Origin of the sequence: Amycolatopsis sp. NBC_01480 (assembly GCF_036227205.1) — a bacterium.
Taxonomy (GTDB): domain Bacteria; phylum Actinomycetota; class Actinomycetes; order Mycobacteriales; family Pseudonocardiaceae; genus Amycolatopsis.
This window is the reverse complement of the sequence record NZ_CP109442.1, coordinates 1,959,338-1,977,189: the sequence shown is the minus strand read 5'-3', so window position 1 is coordinate 1,977,189 and position 17,852 is coordinate 1,959,338. Positions and strand designations below refer to the sequence as shown.

The following is a 17,852-nucleotide window of genomic DNA, read 5'->3' as shown; positions in this document are numbered from 1 at the left end:
TGACGCCCATGAGTCGGTTCGTGGACACCCTCGTCGGCACGGCGGCGGGGCGGGGTCAGCAGCGGGGCATGGTCACCGGGGAGCCCAAGGAGCCGGTGCGCAAGACGTGGGGCGAGGTCCACGACGAGGCGTTGCGGGTCGCCGGGGCGTTGGTGGCGGGCGGGCTGGCGCCGGGCAGCGCGGTCGCCGTGCTGGCCGCCGCGCCGTCGCTGATCGCGCCCACCGTGCAGGCCGTCTGGCTCGCCGGGGGCAGCGTGACGATGCTGCACCAGCCCACCCAGCGCACGGACCTGGCCGAATGGGCGGACGACACGGTCAAGGTGCTGGGCATGATCGGCGCGGAGCTGGTCGTGCTCGGCGAGCCGTTCGACGCGCTCGCGCCGGTGCTCGCGGAGAAGGGCATCAACTACCGGCTGATCACCGAGCTGCGCGACGGCGAGCCGCTGGCCGAGGTCGTGCCCACCGCCGAGGGCGACACCGCGCTGCTGCAGCTCACCAGCGGGTCGACCGCCGAGCCGAAGGCCGTGCGGATCACGTACGGGAACCTCTACACCAACGTCAAGGCGATGGTGGAGCGCGCGGAGTTCGACTTCGACACCGACGTGATGGTGTCCTGGCTGCCGACCTTCCACGACATGGGCATGGTCGGCTTCCTGACCGTGCCGATGACGTTCGGCGTCGAGCTGGTCAAGATCACGCCGGTGGAGTTCCTGTCCGGGCCGCTGATCTGGCCGGAGCTGATCACCAAGTACCGCGGCACCACCACGGCGGCGCCGAACTTCGCGTACGCCATCGTCGGCCGCCGCATGGCGCGGGTGGACGACGAGAGCGCCTACGACCTGTCCACCCTGCGCATCGCGCTCAACGGCGCGGAGCCGATCGACGAGACCGCCGTGCAGACGTTCGTCGAGGCGGGCGCCCGCTTCAAGATGCCGGCCGAGTGCGTGTTCCCGGCGTACGGCATGGCTGAGGCGACGCTGGCCGTCTCGTTCGCGCCGCTGTTCACCGGGCTCACGCTCGACGTGGTGGAAGCCGAAGCGCTGGAGTCCGGCAACCGCGCGGTTCCGGTGCCCGAGGGCGACCCGCGGCGCGGGACCGACTCGGTGCGCTCGTTCGCCATGCTCGGCCGCCCGCTCGACGGCCTCGAGGCGGAGATCGTCGACGACCAGGGCCACCGGCTCGGCGACCGGGAGGTCGGCGAGATCCGGCTGCGCGGCGAGGCCGTGACGCCGGGCTACCTGACCGTCGACGGGCCGGTCGGCACCCAGGACGCCGAGGGCTGGCTCGACACCGGCGACCTCGGGTACCTGGTGGACGGCCAGATCGTCATCTGCGGACGGCGCAAGGACGTCATCATCATGGGCGGCCGCAACCTGTACCCGACCGACATCGAGCGCGCGGCCACCTCGGTGGAGGGCGTGCGCGCGGGCAACGCCGTGGCCGTGCGCATCGACGCCGGCAGCCGTCGCGAGCGCTTCGCCGTGGTGGTCGAGTCCAAGCTGGCCGGTGACGCGGAAGCCGAGCGGGCACTGTCCAAAGAGGTCGCGGCCCGGGTGCGCGACGCGGTCGACATGCGGCCGTTCTCCGTGGTCGTGCTGCCGGCCGGCAGCCTGCCGAAGACGCCGTCGGGCAAGGTCAAGCGCGCCGCGACGGCCGTGCAGTACGCCGAGAAGATCTCGCACAACGCGAGTTCCTGAAACATAAAGAAAAGCCCCCGCCCGCGACGAGGATGGAGTCGCGGGCGGGGGCTTTTCGCTGTCGGGGCTGGGAGTCCGGAGGGCGGGGGAACAACTGCGCCGCGGGGGAACGGCGCCGGATTCGGGTGCCGGAGGGGACTCTCGCGCCCTGGGCCCGCTTTCACGGACCGCGACGGGCACGGGTTACCGCGGGGGACGGCGTCCCCCGGCACCGCCTCGGGTTACCGGTCCTGGAGGTGTTCGGCCGCTTCCCCGGCCGGGCGTGGGGCGCGCTGGGCGGTGGCCTCGTGCTCGTCACGGGCGCCCGGGACGCTCGGGGCGCGCCGTCCGGAGAGGTCGGCCAGCTGGTCCTCGACCTCGTCGAGGAACTGGTCCACCTCATGCTCGTCGTAGCCGCGCTTGCCGATCAGCGGCTTGTTGAACATCACGTGGTGGACTTCCGCGGCGGTCAGGTCGTCCTCGTCGGCGATCGTCTTGGCGATGCGCCGCACGTACTCGTCGACCTCGTTCTTCGCGTATCCGCGGCGGCCGATCGGGGCGTTACCGAAAGCGACCTCGGCGAGGTCCTCGGCGGTGAACGACATGAAAGATTCTCCGATTCAAGGTCGGTGTGCGAACTCCCGTGCTCCGTCCTAACCGGTCATCGGGGCACCGGGAAGGGAAAGCACCCCGGGTCGACTCGATCAGGGAACGAGAAGCCGCCCATCGAGTGAGGAGATATCGCGTTACGTCACCACTCATCACTCACTGAGAGCAACGGGGTGGTCAGCCCGCGTGGAACTCGTTCTGGGCGTCCGCGAGGCCCTTGGCGATCAGCGCCTCGGTGGCGTCCGCGCAGCGGTCGACCTCGAACGGGAGCTCCTTGCGCTCCACCGTCGAGAAGTCCTTGAGCACGAAGTCGGCCGGGTCCTGGCGGCCCGGCGGGCGGCCGATGCCGAACCGCACGCGGTAGTACTCACGCGTGCCGAGCGACTTCGTGATGGAGCGCAGGCCGTTGTGGCCGTTGTCGCCGCCGCCGAGCTTGAGCTTCAGCGCGCCGAACGGCACGTCCAGCTCGTCGTGCACCACGACGACGCCGGACGGCGGGACCTTGAAGAACCGGGCGGCGCCGACCACGGGCCCGCCGGAGAGGTTCATGAACGAGCGGGGCTTCACCAGCACCACGCGACGGTCCGACAGCCGTCCCTCGAGCACCTCGGCGCCGCTCTTGTGCGCCTTGAACTTGCCGCCGATGCGCGCGGCCAGCTCATCGAGCACCATGAAGCCGACGTTGTGCCGGTTGCCGGCGTACTGGGGCCCGGGATTGCCGAGGCCGGCGAGCAGGATCAGCTCGCCGGCCCCGGGCAGGTCTTCACTCACGGAAGGGAGCTTATTCGGCGGCCTCGGTGGTGGCGGCTTCGCCTTCGGCGGCGTCCTCGTCCTCGGTCGACTCACGCTGCTCGTTGACGGCCACGACCAGCGCCTCGGGGTCGGTGACCAGCTCCGCGCCCGCGGGCAGGGTGACCTGGCCGGCGCTGATCTGGACGCCCGGCTCGAGCCCCTCGACGGAGACCTCGACCTGCTCCGGGATGTGCAGCGCCTCGACCTCGACCTGGATGGTGTCGAGGTCCTGGGCGATCAGGGTGCCCGGGGCGGCGGTGCCGGTGACGACCACGGGCACGTCCACGGTGATCTTCTCGCCGCGCTTGACGACCAGCAGGTCGACGTGCTCGATGTAGTTCTTCAGCGGGTGCACGACGATGGTCTTGGTCAGCGCCAGCTCGTCGGAGCCCTCGAGGTCGAGGGTGATGACGGCGTTGCTGCCGTTCTCGCGGACCACGCGGGCGAACTCGAGGGCCGGCAGCGCGAAGTGCCGCGGGTCCGAGCCGTGCCCGTACAGGACCGCGGGGATCTTGCCGGCACGACGGGTGCGCCGCGCGGCACCCTTGCCGAACTCGGTGCGCGGCTCGACGGAAAGACGTACCTCGGACACGGTGTAGCACTCCTTCAAATCACGATGCGGTGCAGCAGTGGCGGCGGGGATCGTCGATCTCTGCTCGGGGCGGTTGCGTACGGCGGCGAGTATCCGGGCGTGATCAGCCCACGGGGGTTTCTCAAACCGCCGCGTCGATCACGCTGGGCACCGAATGGTGCACCCGCCTCGCCGAGACAACTCGAGAAGTGTAGACCAGCCTGGGCCGGTGCGGTGACGACGGGGGCGCCCGAGCGCGCCGACCTTGGGCCGGGGCGGTGGGTGAGGCCACAATAAACACCGCTCCCGGCGCCGGTCGCGGGGTGAGATGATCCCGGCGGAAAGAGGGGCGGGAATGCGGGCTCGATGGACTGCCGTGGCGGTCGTGCTGGTGGGCGGGCTGCTCGCGGGCTGCCAGGTCGCGGTGTCCGGTTCGGCCGGGGTTTCGGCCGCCGACCAGCAGAAGGCCGACCGGCTCGCGGCGCAGAAGACGGCCGTCGGCGCGGCGCTGGACGCACTGCGCCAGGCGCCGGCGCTGCAGTACGACACCACCGTGAAGGACGCCTCCGGCAACCCCGCGAACCTGACCTTCCGGGTCACGCGCGACGGCGACGGGATCGGCACGCTGCCGTTCGAGGGCCAGGCTGTGCAGATCGTGCAGGTCGGCGGCGAGCTGTACGTCTCCGCGAACGCGGACTACTGGAAGGCGCACGGGCTGGAGGACAGCAGCGCCCGGTTCGGCACCGGCTGGGTGCACACCGTCGGCACCGAGCTGCCGGTGGACCCGGGCGGCAAGCTCGCGCCGGGCAAGCTCGCGGACGAGCTGGGCAAGTCGCTGGCCACGCTGAACCAGACGGCCGAGCCGGTGCGCCAGAAGCAGCCCGACGGCACCGAGGCGTACCAGCTCGGCGGTGGCCTGGGCACGCTTCAGGTGACCACCGCCCAGCCGAACCGCGTGGTGGGCTTCGCGCCGGCGCTGATCGACCCGCAGGGCGGGGCGAAACTCGGCGCCGGGTTCCAGGTGCGCCCGATCACCGGTGACGAGCTGAAGAAGTTCCACAACGATTTCGACAACGCCGTGGTCGGGCTGGGCCAGCCGTTCGAAGGGCTCGCGCAGGCGAGTGTCGCGGTGCTGAACGACAAGCTCGACTGCAAGGACTTCGTCGGCTCCTGCACGACTTCGGTGGACGTCTCGACCAGCGTGGTGGGCGGCGATTCGGACCCGAAGCCCGTGGTGCACGTGACGCTGACCGTCGAGATGAGCGCCGACACGCTCGGCTCGCAGACCTGCACCACGCAGGGCGACGCGACGGCGGACGCGACGATCACGATGTCCTGCTCGGTCAAGTTCTCGCTGCCGAACCGCACCGCCAGCTACCAGGTGCTGGCCAAGCCGACGGCCGTCGCCGAGGTGCGGGTGCCGTTCGACGCGAACGCGGTGAAGCAGAAGCTGGCGACGTCCTTCGCCGCGCTCGGCGGCTGACCTGCACACCTACCCGCGGGTGTGTTGGTTTCGTTGAAGTAGCCGATCACCCGTCCTTACCATCGGCGCCGTTGAGACGGAATTCGTTGGCAGAGGAGCGGGTCATGAGCAAGCTGGTGGTGTTCGGCGCGACGGGGTACGCCGGGGGCCGGATCACGGAGGAAGCGCTGCGGCGCGGCCATTCGGTGGTCGGCGTCGCGCGTAAGGCCGAGGGCCTGCCCGAGGGTGTCGAGGAGCGAGCGGGCTCGATGCACGACGCCGGTTTCGTCGCGGACGTGACCCGCGGCGCCGACGTGATCGTGGTCGCGACGCCGGGCCGCGCGGACGACGAGGGCCGTCGCCTGCTGGACGCCGTGCCGACGCTGGTGGACGCGGCTCGCGCGGCCGGCGCGCGCCTGTCGTTCGTCGGCGGGGCGGGCTCGCTGCACGTCGCCGAGGGCGGCCCGCGGCTGATCGACACCCCGGAATTCCCGGAGGAGTACAAAGCGGAGGCGGGCAGCCACGCCGACGTCCTCGCGGCCCTGCACGCGCTGCCCGAGACCGACGACTGGTTCTACGTCAGCCCGGCCGCCGAGTTCGGCGCCTGGAACGCCGGCGAGCGCACCGGCGAGTTCCGCCTCGGCGGCGACGTCCTGCTGTCGGCCGAGGACGGCCACTCGAGGATCAGCGGCGCGGACTACGCGATCGCCTTCGTCGACGAGATCGACGAGCCGAAGCACTCCCGCGCACGATTCACCGTCGCCTACTGACCAGACTCGTGAGTGTTCATGCCGGTTAGAACCGTCATGAACACTCACGAGCCCTGTAGCCGGTCAGCCCGGGGAGCCCACCACGCAGAGGAACTTCGTGGCGTGCGCCGGGTCGAGCGCGTTGGTGACCAGGTTCCAGACGTTGAGGTCGTAGGCCTCGCCGATGTGGCCCACCGGGTCGAACGGGCAGGTGTCCTGGACGTACTGGTTGTCCACGCCCGGCTCGCGGACGAACGCGGTGTCGGTGGGCGTGACCAGCTCGTCGGCGCGCGAGGTGATGATCGTGTAGCGCACGCCGGGCTGGGCGATCGGGCCGTTGTTGAGCGTGGTGATGGCCGAGCCGCCGGTGATCAGGTTGTCGCAGGCCGGGCAGCCGAGGGTGGACAGCGCCTGGCCGACGGCGTCGCGCTCGCCCTGGCCCAGCAGGTAGGCGAGCTTGGTCAGCCCGGCGAAGGTGGTGCCGTGCGCGGGCGGCGCGATGGCGACCACGGTGCCGATCTTGTCGGCGATGCCCTGGGTCTTGGTCACGTAGAGGGACTGGAGGCCGCCCTCGGAGTGCCCGACGATGTCCACTTTGGACGCACCGGTCTCGGCCAGCACCTGGCCGATGAACGTCTTGATCTCGGCCGCGGAGTCGGCGATCGGGCGCAGCCCGCCGACCACCGGGAAGCCGGGGTAGGCGCCGTAGGTCTGGCTGAACGTGCAGTAGCCCTTGGCCGCGACGGCCGCCTGCATGAAGTTCAGGTCCTCGTAGTAGGTGGCGCCCAGCCCGTGGAGGAAGACCACGGGGTGGGGGTGCGCGGCGCCGGGCCGGCAGGACGGGTCGTTGTTGCCGCCGGTCGCCGCCTGCGCCGGGGCGGCGGTGAACGCCGCCGTCACGAGCGCCGCGGCGGCCAGCACAGCCGCTTTGGTCCGCAATCGCATCCTCATCGAGAAGCTTCCTTCCTCAGGGGCTCACCGGCGGCGTTGCCGGTGGATCAGGTGGCCCGTCGCGGGGCGGGGTAGAGCGTTTCGACCAGTTCGGCGTGGCGGCGGGCGACGACGTCGCGCCGGATCTTGAGCGTCGGGGTCAGCTCGCCGGCCGCCACCGAGAACGGGGCCGGCACGATCGCGAAGTCCCGGATCCGTTCGGGCGGAGAATAGCGGGCGTTGACGACTTCGACCTCCCGGGCGATGAGCGCGCGCAGGCGCTCGTCGCCGTGCCAGCCCTCGGCGCCGGGGTCGACGCCGGTCTCGGAGCTCAGCTCGGGCAGCCGGTCCTGGTCGAGGGCGAGCAGCGCGACCGGGTACGGGCGGCGGTCGCCGAGCAGCACGGCCTCGGCGATCCACGGCGTCCGGCGCAGGTCGGTCTCGATCGCGGCGGGGGACAGGTTCTTGCCCGCCGAGGTGATCACGATGTCCTTCTTGCGCCCGGTGATGGTGAGGAACCCGTCCGCGTCGAGCGAGCCGAGGTCGCCGGTGTGCAGCCAACCGTCCACAACGGACTCCGCGGTCGCCGCGGGATTGTTCCAGTAGCCCGCGAAGACGCCCGCCGAGCGGCCGAGCACCTCGCCGTCTTCGGCGATCGCCAGCTCTACGCCGGGGGCTGCGCGTCCGACGGTGCCGACGCGCCAGGCCCCGGGCGTGTTCGAGGTGAGCACGGCGGTCGACTCGGTCATCCCGTACGCCTCGTACACCGGCACGCCGCAGGCGAAGAAGAATTCGAGGATCTCCGGGGCGATCGGGGCCGACCCGGTGATCGCGTAGCCGAGCCGTCCGCCGAACGCGGCGCGGACGCGGCCGAACAACTGCTCTTCCGCGGCGGCGAACCGGCGGGCCTCCGCCTCGTCCAGCTGCTCGCCGCGACGCGCGCGCAGACCCAGCTCGACCGTCGGCCCGAGGTCCGGGGCCAGGCCGCTGACCACCGAGTAGACCTTCTCGAACAGCATCGGCGCCGACGGCAGGTAGGTCGGCGCGACCTCGGCCAATTCGCCGACCACGGCGCGGATGTCGCCGCCGGAGTAGGCGATCGTGGCACCGGTGCGCAGGCAGTAGACCTGCAGCATCCGGGTCAGCAGGTGGGCCAGCGGGAGGTAGGCGAACAGCACGTCGCCGGGTTTGGCCTCGCTGATTTCGCGCAGGCTCTCGATCACCGAGGCGACGTTGTGGTGGGTGAGCACGCAGCCCTTGGGCTCGCCGGTGGTGCCGGAGGTGTAGACGATGGTGAACGGGTCGTCCGGCGCGGGCTCGGGCGCCCGGCCGAGGTCGGCCGGCCCGGTGCCGGAGTTGATCACGTCGGCGAGCGGATGATCGGTGGTTTCGATGCCCAGCACCAGGTCCAGCGCGGGCAGCTGGTCGCGCAGCGCTTCGACGTCGGCCAGGTGCCCGGCGGTTTCCACGAGCGCGGCCACGGCGCCGGAGTCGTGCAGGATCCAGCGGATCTGGCCGCGTGAGCTGGTGGGGTACACCGGCACGCAGATCGCGCCGAGGCGGGCGATCGCGAGGTCGCAGACTGTCCACTCAGGACGGGTCCGGCAGAGCAGCGCCACCCGGTCGCCCGGCCGCACGCCGCGTTCGCGCAGCAGCCCGGCCACCCGGCTCGACGCGTGGTCCAGCTCGGTGAAGGTGCGCTCCCGCCAGCCGCCGCCGTCGGAGTAACGCTGGGCGACGGCCGTGCCGAACGCGGCCGCCGCCTCGGCGGCGAGACCGTAGAGGCCACGTTCGGTTGACATTGGATACCTCCGGGTATTGGATACTTGAAGGTATGGAGTTGGGCTCGCAGAAGTCAAGACCCAGATCAGGGAGGACCGGCCGATGGCCGCGCTGGAACCCGGACCCGGCCGGACGCGGCCGACGCGGGCCGAAACCCGCCGTCGCATCCTCGACGCGGCGTTCACCGTCTTCGGCGAGCGCGGGATCGCGGCGTCGAAGCTGACCGAGGTCGCCGCGGCCGCGGGACTGACCAAGGGCGCGGTGTATTCGAGCTTCGCATCGAAGGACGAGCTGGTGCTTGCGCTGATGGAGGAGCACGCCGCGCACCGGCTCGAGGCGAGCCTGGCCGGTTTCGCGGAGGCCGGCGACGGTGGCGTGGGCCTGGCGAACGTCGCGGCGGTGCTGATGCACGAGATGCGCACGGACGCTGTCTGGCACCGGCTGCTCGCGGAGTTCTTCGCCCTGGCCCATCACGACGAGCACCGGCGCGACGCGTTGAAGCTGCGCCGCCGCGAGGTCCGCACGACCATCGCGCGGGCGCTGGAACGGCTGTCCGAGGGGCTGGACCTGGACCTGCCGCTGCCGCCGCAGGAGTTCGCCGTGATCCTGCTGGCGCTCAGCAACGGCCTCGCCGTCGAATCGGACATCGACGACGAGGCCGTCCCGGACGACCTGCTCGGCCGGGTGCTGACGCTGATTGCCGGTGAGGCGGTGGCGAAGGTTCGGTCAGCGGCGGAAAGTGTTGCGGAGTAAGGAGAACTCGCTACTGACCGCGGAGCTCGGCGAGCACCGGGGCGAAGGTTTCCAGCATCGCCTCGAAGACGGTGATGTAGGAGAAGCCGTAGCGCTCACGTCGGTCGAGGAGTTGCTGGACGATCTCGTCGACCGTGCCGAGGAGCAGTTGTGGCGCGGTCAGCAGCTCGTCGACGTCCGCCGCCGAGCGTTCGTCGGTGTCCGTGTGCCACTCGGCTGCCGCGGCGCGGCGGTCTTCGGTCACGACCACGCGCTGGACCAGCATGTTGTACTCGACCTCGCGGTCGCCGGCGAGCGAGCGGAAGTAGCGGACGCGTTCGTCCATCGCCTCGGCGTTGTCGAGCACGAAGGTGCCCGGCGGTTTCCCGCGGTCCTGCCGAAGCCCAGCGAAGCCCGCGATGTCGGCGTGCTTCGCGGCGAGGCGCAGCACCCCGTCGCTGTTGCCCGCGATCAGCAGGCGCGGCAGGCCGCCCTCCTCGGCGAGACGGGTCTTCAGCTCGTCGAGGCCTTCGACCAGGTAGTCGATCCGCTCGGACGCCTTGCGCCACGGCAGCCCGGCGTCGTCGAACTCGGACTTCATATGGCCGGACCCGAGCCCGAGGTCGAGCCGGCCGCCGGTGAGCGCGTCGGTGGTCGCGACGTCACGCGCGAAGAGCGCCAGGTTGTAGAACGGCACGTTGGACACCAGCGTGCCCACTCGCGGCCGCTCGGTGACGGCGGCCGCGGCCACCAGCGCCGGGAACGGCGCGGGACGGCCGGGGCCGAGATGGTCGGGCACCGTGATGACGTCGTAGCCCAGCTCTTCGGCCCGGCGGCACTTGGCGACCCACTCGGCCCGGTCCGTCACACCGCGGAGGCTGACGCCGAATTTGAATTTCCCCATGCGGCGAAACTAACCCCTCGGCAGCGGGGGCGGAGACGATTTCGCCGCCGGCGGACCGAGGTTCACCTGCGGCGAAACGGGTCAGACGCCGTCAAGGCCTCCTTACCCGCGTCCGACGCGGGTAAGGAGGCCTTGACGGACTTCGGAAAGCGGTCAGGCGGCGCCGTCGAACAGCGAGGTGACCGAGCCGTCCTCGAAGACCTGCTGGATGGCCTCGGCGAGCATCGGCGCGATGGACAGCACCGTCAGCCCCGGGAAGCGCTTCTCCTCCGGGATCGGCAGCGTGTTGGTGACGATGACCTCGCGGGCCTTGCACTGCGAGAGCCGCTCGGTCGCGGGGTCGGAGAGGATGCCGTGCGTGGTCGCGATGACCACGTCCGCCGCGCCCTCCTGGATCAGCGCCTCGGTGGCCTTCACGATCGTGCCGCCGGTGTCGATCATGTCGTCGATCAGCACGCAGAGCTTGCCCTGCACCTTGCCGACCACGCGATTGGCCACGGCCTGGTTGGGCTTGTCCGGGTCGCGCGTCTTGTGGATGAACGCGATCGGCCGGTCGCCCAGCTGCTGCGCCCACTTCTCGGCCAGCCGCACGCGGCCCGAGTCCGGCGAGACGACGGTGATGTCCGCGTCGCCGTAGGTGGCCTTGATGTGGTCGGCGAGGACCGACTGGGCCATCAGGTGGTCGACCGGGCCGTCGAAGAAGCCCTGGATCTGCGCAGTGTGCAGGTCGACCGTCATGATCCGGTCGGCGCCCGCGGTCTTGAACAGGTCCGCGATCAGCCGGGCCGAGATCGGCTCGCGGCCCTTGTGCTTCTTGTCCTGCCGCGCGTACGGGTAGAACGGCATCACCACGGTGATCCGCTTCGCGCTCGCCCGCTTGAGCGCGTCCACCATGATCAGCTGCTCCATCACGTACTCGTTGATGGGCGTGGTGTGCGCCTGGATCACGAAGGCGTCGGTGCCGCGCACCGACTCCTCGAACCGCACGAACAGCTCGCCGTTGGCGAACGTGTGCGCGGTCTGCGGGGTGATCGTCACATTGAGGTGCTCGGCCACCTCTTCCGCGAGCTCACGGTGCGCGCGACCGGAGAAGAGCATCAGGTTCTTCTTCGGTGTGCCTGACTTCGGACTCATGCTGGCGACTCCCCGTCGGTTCCTGCTTCTGCCACGGACACGGCGGTGTCCTGCTGCGCGGCGAGCGCGGCTTCAGCCGCCTCCGCCGCGGGCGTGCCCGGCCTGCGCCGGCCCGCCCAGCCTTCGATGGTGCGCTGCGGGCCCGCCGACACCGCCAGCGCACCCGGCGGGACGTCGTCGCGGATCACCGCACCCGCCCCACTGTAAGCGCCGTCGCCGATCCGCACCGGCGCCACCAGCGTGTTGTCCGCGCCGAGGCGCACGTGCGAGCCGACGACGGTGTGGTGCTTGCCCACCCCGTCGTAGTTCACGAACACGCTGGAGCAGCCGATGTTGCTGTGCTCGCCGATCTTCGCGTCGCCGACGTAGGTCAGGTGCGGCACCTTGGTGCCGGTGCCGATTTCGGCGTTCTTGGTCTCGACGAACGCGCCCAGCTTGCCCTTGGCGCCGAGCTTCGTGCCCGGCCGCAGGTAGGTGTACGGGCCGACGTTCACGCCGTCGCCCAGCTCGGAGCCGGAGCCGTGCACGCGCACGACCGAGGCGTGCGCGCCGATGACCACGTCGGTGAGCGTGGTGTCCGGGCCGACCACCGAGCCCTCGCCGACCGAGGTGGCGCCCTTGAGCTGGGTGTTCGGCTCCAGCAGGACGTCGCGGGCGAGCGTCACGTCCGCGCCGATCCAGGTGGTGGCCGGGTCGGTCACGGTCACGCCCTCGCGCTGCCAGCGGCGCACGATCCGGCGGTTGTACTCAGCGCCCAGCACCGAGAGCTGCACGCGGTCGTTCACGCCCTCGGTGACCCACGGGTCGTCGACCACCAGCGCGCCGACGCCCTTGCCGTCCTCTCGGGCGATGCCGAGCACGTCGGTGAGGTACAGCTCGCCCTGCGCGTTGTCGGTCGACAAGCGCGAGAGGCCGTCGGTCAGCACCGCGGCGTCGAACGCGTAGACGCCGGAGTTGATCTCCTGGATCTCATGCTGCGCCGGCGTCGCGTCCTTGTGCTCGACGATGGCGCTCACCCCGCCCGCGTCGTCGCGCACGATCCGGCCGTAGCCGGACGGATCGGCGACCACAGCGGTGAGCACGGTGACCGCGTTGCCCGAGCCGGTGTGCTCGGCCAGCAGCGCGGACAGCGTCTCGGTGTCCAGCAGCGGCACGTCGCCGTAGCTGACGAGCACGGTGCCGGTCAGGCCGTCCGGCAGCTCGCGCAGCGCGCAGGAAACGGCGTGCCCGGTGCCCTTCTGCTCGGCCTGCACGGCGGTGGTGACTTCGCGGCCCAGCACCCCGCCGACGCGCGCCAGCTCGGCGCCGACGGCGTCACGGCCGTGGCCGATCACCACGACGAGGTGCTCCGGGTCCAGTCCGGCCGCGGCGCGGACAGCGTGCTCCACCAAGGCGCGCCCGGCGATCGGGTGCAGCACCTTGGGGGTGGACGAACGCATGCGGGTGCCCTCACCCGCGGCGAGGATCAGCGTGCTCAGCGGGCCGCTCAACGACACTCCCAATGATTCACCGGTGTGGTCTCCGTCGGCCAACGATCCTACGTGGGGTCTTCGGAGTCCCACGCGGGGTCGGTCGGGCTGCTCCCGTCGGGCCAGCCGGCGCCCGCGTCGGTGGCCATCGAGTTGGCCGACGCCACCTGGTTGCCGCCACCGCGTTTTGCCTGGTACATAGCGGCATCCGCGCGTGCGAGCACCTGCTCGGCCCGTTCCTGCGGGCGCAGTGAAACCAGGCCGATCGAGAGCGTGACGCCGTGCGAAAGGTGGTGTGGCAGGTCTGCGACGGATTTCACTGCGCGCCCCAGCGCCATCTTCGCCGCCGACGCGGGCGCGCCCGGGAGCAGCACGATGAACTCGTCGCCGCCGTACCGCGCGACGACGTCGTCGCCGCGCAAGGCGTCACGAAGCGTGCTCGCGACGACACGGAGCACGTTGTCGCCCTCGGCGTGCGACTGCCGGTCGTTGACGCCCTTGAAGCCGTCGAGGTCGACCAGCCCGACGGCCAGCGGCTGCGCGTCGGCCGACGAAGCCAGCGTGCGCAGGCGCTCGTCCAGCGCGCGGCGGTTCGGCAGCCCGGTGAGCGGGTCCTGCAGGGCCTGCTGGGTGATCGCGCCGTGTTCGGCGGAGAGGCGCTCGTGCTCGCGGCGGGCGTTCAGCGTGGCGATCTGCGACTCGCGCAGCGTCCACATCTCGGCCTCGAGTGTGGTGGCGTAGTCGATCATCGAAGGGCTGGCGCCGGTCTGGAAGTCCTTCGAGGTGTCCAGGCGGGCGAGCTCGCGGGCCACGTTGAGCCGCATCGACGGCTGCGAGAGGTCCCTGTTCATCGCCGCGCGGACGTCGAGCAGCACCTGCAGCGCTTCCTCGCGGCGGTCGGACCGGTCCAGGCAGCGGGCCAGCGCGATGGCGACGATCTCCTGCTCGTGCGGGAACTGCTGGCCGCTGTTCAGCTCGTGCAGGCGCGCCACCTGGTCTTCACTCGGGTTGTGCAGCGCGAGCGCGGACGCGAGCACACCGACCTGGTCGACGGCCGCGACGCCGGCCTTGCGCGGGAACAGTGACTCGGCGAACGGGCCCTCGGCCGCGACCGCCATCGACGCGGCCGTGCGGAACTTCTCCCTGGCCTCGTCGTACTGCTCGACGCGCTCCAGCCGCAGGCCCCAGCCGAGCATCAGCCGCACCCGGTTCATCAGCTGCAGGGTGATCTCGTGCGGGCTCGCGCTGTCGCGGATCGCCTGGTGCGCGCGGCCGAGCACCTCCTCGGCGGCCTCGTACACGCCGAGCTGGTTGAGCACGATCCAGCAGTCGAGCAAGGCGTTGGACAGCATCCGGTTCCAGTTGCGGATGCCGATCTGGCGGTCCGGGATGGTGGAGTCGTCCAGGATCGCCAGCGCCCTGGCGATCTCGGTGAGCGCGGCGTCCTCCTGCGCGGCCAGCACCAGCCGGCGCCCGCGCAGGGCGTGCGCGTCGGCGCGCAACAGGGAAAGGCCGTGGCGCCGGGTGTGCGCGAGCATCTCGTCGAGCCGCGGCTCGGCCTCGGCGGCCAGGCCGCGCGTGACCAGGCGGGCGAAGGCGGACGCGCGCAACAGCTGCGCGACCAGTGTGGGCTCGCCGCGGCGCAGGGTCTCTTCGAGCAGCTCGTCCATGATCGCGACGATCTCGAGCTGCTGCTCGTGCGGCTGCCGCTGGACCGCCGCGATCAGCTCACGGCCCCGGCCAACCAGCCAGGCGTCGGACATCTCCGCGAGGGTCGGGCGCCTGGCCCCCGTGTCGTCGGTCGCTTCGTCGGTCAGGCGCACCCACCCCCCATCGCCAAGGCCGCCAGGAACGTTCCGCTGCTCCGCCGCCAGGATTCGAACCTGAACCGTCAGAACCAAAATCTGAAGTGCTGCCGATTACACTACGGCGGATCGATCCTGGTCAGGATAGCGATGATCGAGGACCCCGGTCGCGGGAGGGTGACGCCCGCGCGCGGTGGGTACCCGGTAAAAGCAGTTGACTACCCGGGGAACGGGCAAATCGGGCCTCCCCAGGGCGTGAAACCTCCTGTACCGTAACTTACGGCATCGTAGGTAAGGTGACCCTTCGTAAGGGCTCGTAGGAAGAAGTGAACTGTATGACGGCCACCCTTGACCGTTCCCAGCCCGCTGGAGAGCCACCGGCCCCGAAGGGGCCCAAACCGATCATCGAGGGGCACCGGTCGATCGGGGTCCAGTTCTCCGTGTACTTCGGCGTGATCGCGCCGCTGGTGGCGCTCCTGGTCGCCGTCCCGTTCGCCTGGGGCTGGGGCCTGAGCTGGGTCGACGTCGGGCTGTTCGTGGTCTTCTACGGGATCAGCGGGCTCGGCATCACCGTGGCCTACCACCGTTACTTCACGCACGGCTCGTTCAAGGCCAAGACGTGGCTGCGCGTGGTGCTGGCCATCGCCGGCAGCATCGCCTTGCAGGGCCCGGTGATCACCTGGGTGGCGGACCACCGCCGGCACCACGCGTTCTCCGACCGCGACGGCGACCCGCACTCCCCGTGGGCGTTCGGCACCTCGCCGATGGCCATCGCCAAGGGCTTCTGGCACGCGCACATGGGCTGGCTGTTCGAGCGCGACACCAGCAACCAGGGGCGGTTCGCGCCCGATCTGGTCAAGGACAGCGCCATCCGCAAGGTCGACGACCTGTTCTGGCTCTGGGCACTGGTCAGCCTGCTGCTGCCGGCGCTGCTGGGCGGGCTGATCTCGTGGTCGTTCTGGGGCGCGGTGACCGCGTTCTTCTGGGCCGGGCTGGTGCGCATCTGCGTGCTGCACCACGTGACCTGGTCGGTCAACTCGATCTGCCACATGATCGGCGAGCGCCCGTTCGCCGCGCGGGACAAGTCGGCCAACTTCTGGCCGCTGGCGATCTTCTCCTTCGGCGAGTCCTGGCACAACCTGCACCACGCCGACCCGACGTCCGCGCGGCACGGCGTGCAGCGCGGCCAGATCGACATGTCCGCCCGGCTGATCTGGATCTTCGAGAAGTTCGGCTGGGTGCACGACGTGCGCTGGCCGACCCCGCAGCGGCTGGCGCGGATCGCCGCCGAAGCGAAGTAGGTCTCCGGTTCGGCGTAGTCTGCCCCGGTGGCGGGGAGACGACGGGCCAAGCGAGAGGCGGCCGTCACCGGAGCGCGACCGACCGCTCCGGTGACCCGGGTCCGCATGACGGGCAGCGAGCGCAGGCAGCAATTGCTGAACGTGGCGCGGGCCCTGTTCGCGGAGAAGGGTTTCGACGGCACCTCGGTGGAGGAGATCGCGGCTCGCGCCAACGTCTCCAAGCCGGTGGTGTACGAGCATTTCGGTGGCAAGGAAGGCATCTACGCGGTGGTCGTGGACCGCGAGACGCGCGTCCTGCTCGACCGCATGGTCTCGACCCTGCACGGCGGCCACCCGCGGGTGATGCTGGAACAGGCGGCCGGCGCGTTGCTCGGCTACGTCGAGGACTCCCACGACGGCTTCCGCATCCTGGTCCGCGATTCCCCGGTGGCCAGCTCCACCGGCACGTTTTCCACTGTGCTGAACGACATCGCCAGCCAGGTGGAGCACATCCTCGCGCAGCAGTTCGCCGCGCGCGGGTACGAGGAGAAGCTTTCCGCGGTGTACGCCCAGGCTCTGGTCGGCATGGTCGCGCTGACCGGTCAGTGGTGGCTCGACGCCCGCAAGCCGAAGCGCGACGAAGTGGCGGCGCACCTGGTGAACCTGGCGTGGAACGGGTTGTCCCACTTGGAGCACAAGCCCAAACTGCTCGGTTGAGCGGTCTCAGCCGCCGGACGGCGCGCTGCTGAGGTCGACGACGCAGAACCGGTTGCCGTCCGGATCTGCCAGCACCACGAAGTCCGGCTTCGGCGGGTAGTCCGCCCAGTCGACGTGGCTCGCGCCGAGGGCCAGCAGTCGCTCGATTTCGGCTTCCTGTTCGGCCGCGGTGTCCACCAGCAGATCGAGGTGCAGGCGGGGCTTTTCCTCGGCGGGCGACTCGCTGCGCATGAGGGCCAGCGCGTGCCCGGAACCGTCGGCGTGGCCGAGCGTGCGCCAGGTCTGGCTCTCCCACTCCGCCGTCTCGACGAGGTTCAGCGCAGCCGTCCAGAAATCAGCCGCCCGCTTGACGTCTTCCACCCCGATGACGGGGAAACCGAGTCGCAGCATGGGAAACAGCCTAGGCGAGGCCGGTCAGCGCAGCAGCCCTTGCGAGTGCAGGTCGTCGAAGATCAGCTGGTCCACGGCGGAGACGCGTGGGCGGTCGGCGTACCCGAGCCACGCGAGTTCCGCGATCTCACTGCTCGGCGTGAGGGTGCCGGTGGATTCGGCGGTGTAGCAGGTCATCCGCACCACCACGCCGGACGCGCGGCCGTGCGCCTGCGCTTCCCAGGCGCCGGCCGGGGAAGTACCAGGACTCGTGAGTGTTTATGACGGTTCTAACCGTCATAAACACTCACGAGTCCTTGTCGGCCCGGCGATCGAGGTCGGCGAGCAGGAGGCGCAACAGGTCGGCCAGCTGGTCGCGCTGGGCCGGGGTGAGGGCCGAGACCAGCGTCTCCTCGTGTTCGAGCAGGTCGGTCACGGTGCGCTCGATCAGCTCGTGCCCGGCCGCGGTCAGCTCGACGTGCACCGTGCGACGGTCCTCTGTGGACTTGACGCGGCGGACGTGCCCCTCGCGCTCGGCGCGGGCCGTCTGCTGGGAAATGGCGCCGGGGCTGACGCGGCAGCGCTTCGCCAGCTCGCCCGCCGTCAGCCGGTACGGCGCCCCCGCGCGGCGCAGCGTGCTCAGGAGCGTCCGCGTCGACGCGTCCACGCCCAGCCGCAGCATGGTCGCGCGCCGATCATCCTCCAGCAGCTTCGCGATGTGCCAGATCCGCGTGATGACGCCGATCGACGCCACGGGCGCGCCCGGCTGCTCGCGCCGCCACGCCCGCTGGATCTCGTCGACCTCGTCGCTTGACGCGTTTTCCGGCTCGCGGGTACGGTCGTCCATGGACATACTTTAACAGTAAAGGAT

18 protein-coding genes and 1 tRNA gene are annotated in these 17,852 nt (G+C 70.7%); 6 read left to right on the top strand and 13 right to left on the bottom strand.

Annotated elements, in window-relative coordinates; translation table 11 throughout:
- Positions 1-8 precede the first annotated feature (8 nt).
- Positions 9-1,697: a fatty acyl-AMP ligase gene (locus OG371_RS09210; RefSeq protein ID WP_329067545.1), complete on the top strand. Its 1,689-nt coding sequence runs from the start codon at positions 9-11 to the stop codon at positions 1,695-1,697.
- A 221-nt stretch (positions 1,698-1,918) separates the two neighbouring features.
- On the opposite strand, the gene OG371_RS09205 is transcribed toward OG371_RS09210, so the two are convergent.
- The 3 genes from OG371_RS09205 to OG371_RS09195 all read right to left on the bottom strand — a co-directional run bounded on the left by OG371_RS09205 (position 1,919) and on the right by OG371_RS09195 (position 3,669).
- The gene (locus OG371_RS09205) at positions 1,919-2,281 is read right to left on the bottom strand and encodes a DivIVA domain-containing protein (RefSeq protein ID WP_329067543.1); all 363 of its coding nucleotides are present in this window, start codon (positions 2,279-2,281) and stop codon (positions 1,919-1,921) included.
- Between the two features lie 181 nt (positions 2,282-2,462).
- The gene (gene pth / locus OG371_RS09200; protein WP_329067541.1) at positions 2,463-3,056 is read right to left on the bottom strand and encodes an aminoacyl-tRNA hydrolase; all 594 of its coding nucleotides are present in this window, start codon (positions 3,054-3,056) and stop codon (positions 2,463-2,465) included.
- Positions 3,057-3,066: 10 nt separating this feature from the next.
- The gene (locus OG371_RS09195; RefSeq protein ID WP_329067540.1) at positions 3,067-3,669 is read right to left on the bottom strand and encodes a 50S ribosomal protein L25/general stress protein Ctc; all 603 of its coding nucleotides are present in this window, start codon (positions 3,667-3,669) and stop codon (positions 3,067-3,069) included.
- Between the two features lie 334 nt (positions 3,670-4,003).
- Between OG371_RS09195 and OG371_RS09190 the strand changes: the two genes are divergently transcribed.
- Positions 4,004-5,131: a hypothetical protein gene (locus OG371_RS09190; protein ID WP_329067538.1), complete on the top strand. Its 1,128-nt coding sequence runs from the start codon at positions 4,004-4,006 to the stop codon at positions 5,129-5,131.
- 104 nt (positions 5,132-5,235) lie between these two features.
- Positions 5,236-5,880, top strand: coding sequence for an NAD(P)-dependent oxidoreductase (locus tag OG371_RS09185; RefSeq protein WP_329067536.1), 645 nt, complete (start codon positions 5,236-5,238; stop codon positions 5,878-5,880).
- Between the two features lie 63 nt (positions 5,881-5,943).
- Here the strand turns inward: OG371_RS09185 and OG371_RS09180 are convergent, their stop codons facing one another.
- Positions 5,944-6,810 (bottom strand): esterase/lipase family protein, encoded by an 867-nt coding sequence (locus OG371_RS09180; protein WP_329067534.1) that lies wholly within the window; start codon positions 6,808-6,810, stop codon positions 5,944-5,946.
- A 47-nt stretch (positions 6,811-6,857) separates the two neighbouring features.
- Complete coding sequence (locus OG371_RS09175) at positions 6,858-8,591, bottom strand: AMP-dependent synthetase/ligase (protein ID WP_329067532.1); 1,734 nt, start codon at positions 8,589-8,591, stop codon at positions 6,858-6,860.
- An 82-nt stretch (positions 8,592-8,673) separates the two neighbouring features.
- On the opposite strand from OG371_RS09175, the gene OG371_RS09170 reads away from it, so the two are divergent.
- Positions 8,674-9,324 (top strand): TetR/AcrR family transcriptional regulator, encoded by a 651-nt coding sequence (locus OG371_RS09170; RefSeq protein WP_329067530.1) that lies wholly within the window; start codon positions 8,674-8,676, stop codon positions 9,322-9,324.
- 10 nt (positions 9,325-9,334) lie between these two features.
- Here the strand turns inward: OG371_RS09170 and OG371_RS09165 are convergent, their stop codons facing one another.
- The 5 genes from OG371_RS09165 to OG371_RS09145 all read right to left on the bottom strand — a co-directional run bounded on the left by OG371_RS09165 (position 9,335) and on the right by OG371_RS09145 (position 14,744).
- Positions 9,335-10,207 (bottom strand): TIGR03621 family F420-dependent LLM class oxidoreductase, encoded by an 873-nt coding sequence (locus OG371_RS09165; RefSeq protein WP_329067528.1) that lies wholly within the window; start codon positions 10,205-10,207, stop codon positions 9,335-9,337.
- A 153-nt stretch (positions 10,208-10,360) separates the two neighbouring features.
- Positions 10,361-11,341 carry a ribose-phosphate diphosphokinase gene (locus OG371_RS09160; protein WP_329067526.1) on the bottom strand — a complete coding sequence of 327 codons (981 nt, stop codon included), beginning with the start codon at positions 11,339-11,341 and terminating at the stop codon, positions 10,361-10,363.
- Positions 11,338-12,831 (bottom strand): bifunctional UDP-N-acetylglucosamine diphosphorylase/glucosamine-1-phosphate N-acetyltransferase GlmU, encoded by a 1,494-nt coding sequence (gene glmU / locus OG371_RS09155; protein WP_329067524.1) that lies wholly within the window; start codon positions 12,829-12,831, stop codon positions 11,338-11,340. The genes OG371_RS09160 and glmU overlap by 4 nt, the downstream gene beginning before the upstream one ends.
- A gap of 47 nt (positions 12,832-12,878) precedes the next feature.
- Complete coding sequence (locus OG371_RS09150) at positions 12,879-14,633, bottom strand: GGDEF domain-containing protein (protein ID WP_329067522.1); 1,755 nt, start codon at positions 14,631-14,633, stop codon at positions 12,879-12,881.
- 39 nt (positions 14,634-14,672) lie between these two features.
- Positions 14,673-14,744: transfer RNA gene (locus OG371_RS09145), tRNA-Gln, on the bottom strand.
- A 206-nt stretch (positions 14,745-14,950) separates the two neighbouring features.
- Between OG371_RS09145 and OG371_RS09140 the strand changes: the two genes are divergently transcribed.
- A complete protein-coding gene (locus OG371_RS09140; RefSeq protein WP_329067520.1) occupies positions 14,951-15,916 on the top strand; it encodes an acyl-CoA desaturase in 966 nt (321 codons plus the stop codon).
- A 105-nt stretch (positions 15,917-16,021) separates the two neighbouring features.
- Complete coding sequence (locus OG371_RS09135; RefSeq protein WP_329067518.1) at positions 16,022-16,612, top strand: TetR/AcrR family transcriptional regulator; 591 nt, start codon at positions 16,022-16,024, stop codon at positions 16,610-16,612.
- Between the two features lie 6 nt (positions 16,613-16,618).
- On the opposite strand, the gene OG371_RS09130 is transcribed toward OG371_RS09135, so the two are convergent.
- The 3 genes from OG371_RS09130 to OG371_RS09120 form a co-directional block, all read right to left on the bottom strand.
- Positions 16,619-17,002, bottom strand: coding sequence for a VOC family protein (locus OG371_RS09130; protein ID WP_329067516.1), 384 nt, complete (start codon positions 17,000-17,002; stop codon positions 16,619-16,621).
- A 24-nt stretch (positions 17,003-17,026) separates the two neighbouring features.
- Entirely contained in the window at positions 17,027-17,179 is a 153-nt protein-coding gene (locus OG371_RS09125; RefSeq protein ID WP_442876094.1) for a hypothetical protein, read from the bottom strand.
- A 109-nt stretch (positions 17,180-17,288) separates the two neighbouring features.
- Complete coding sequence (locus OG371_RS09120; protein ID WP_442876093.1) at positions 17,289-17,834, bottom strand: MarR family winged helix-turn-helix transcriptional regulator; 546 nt, start codon at positions 17,832-17,834, stop codon at positions 17,289-17,291.
- Positions 17,835-17,852 lie beyond the last annotated feature (18 nt).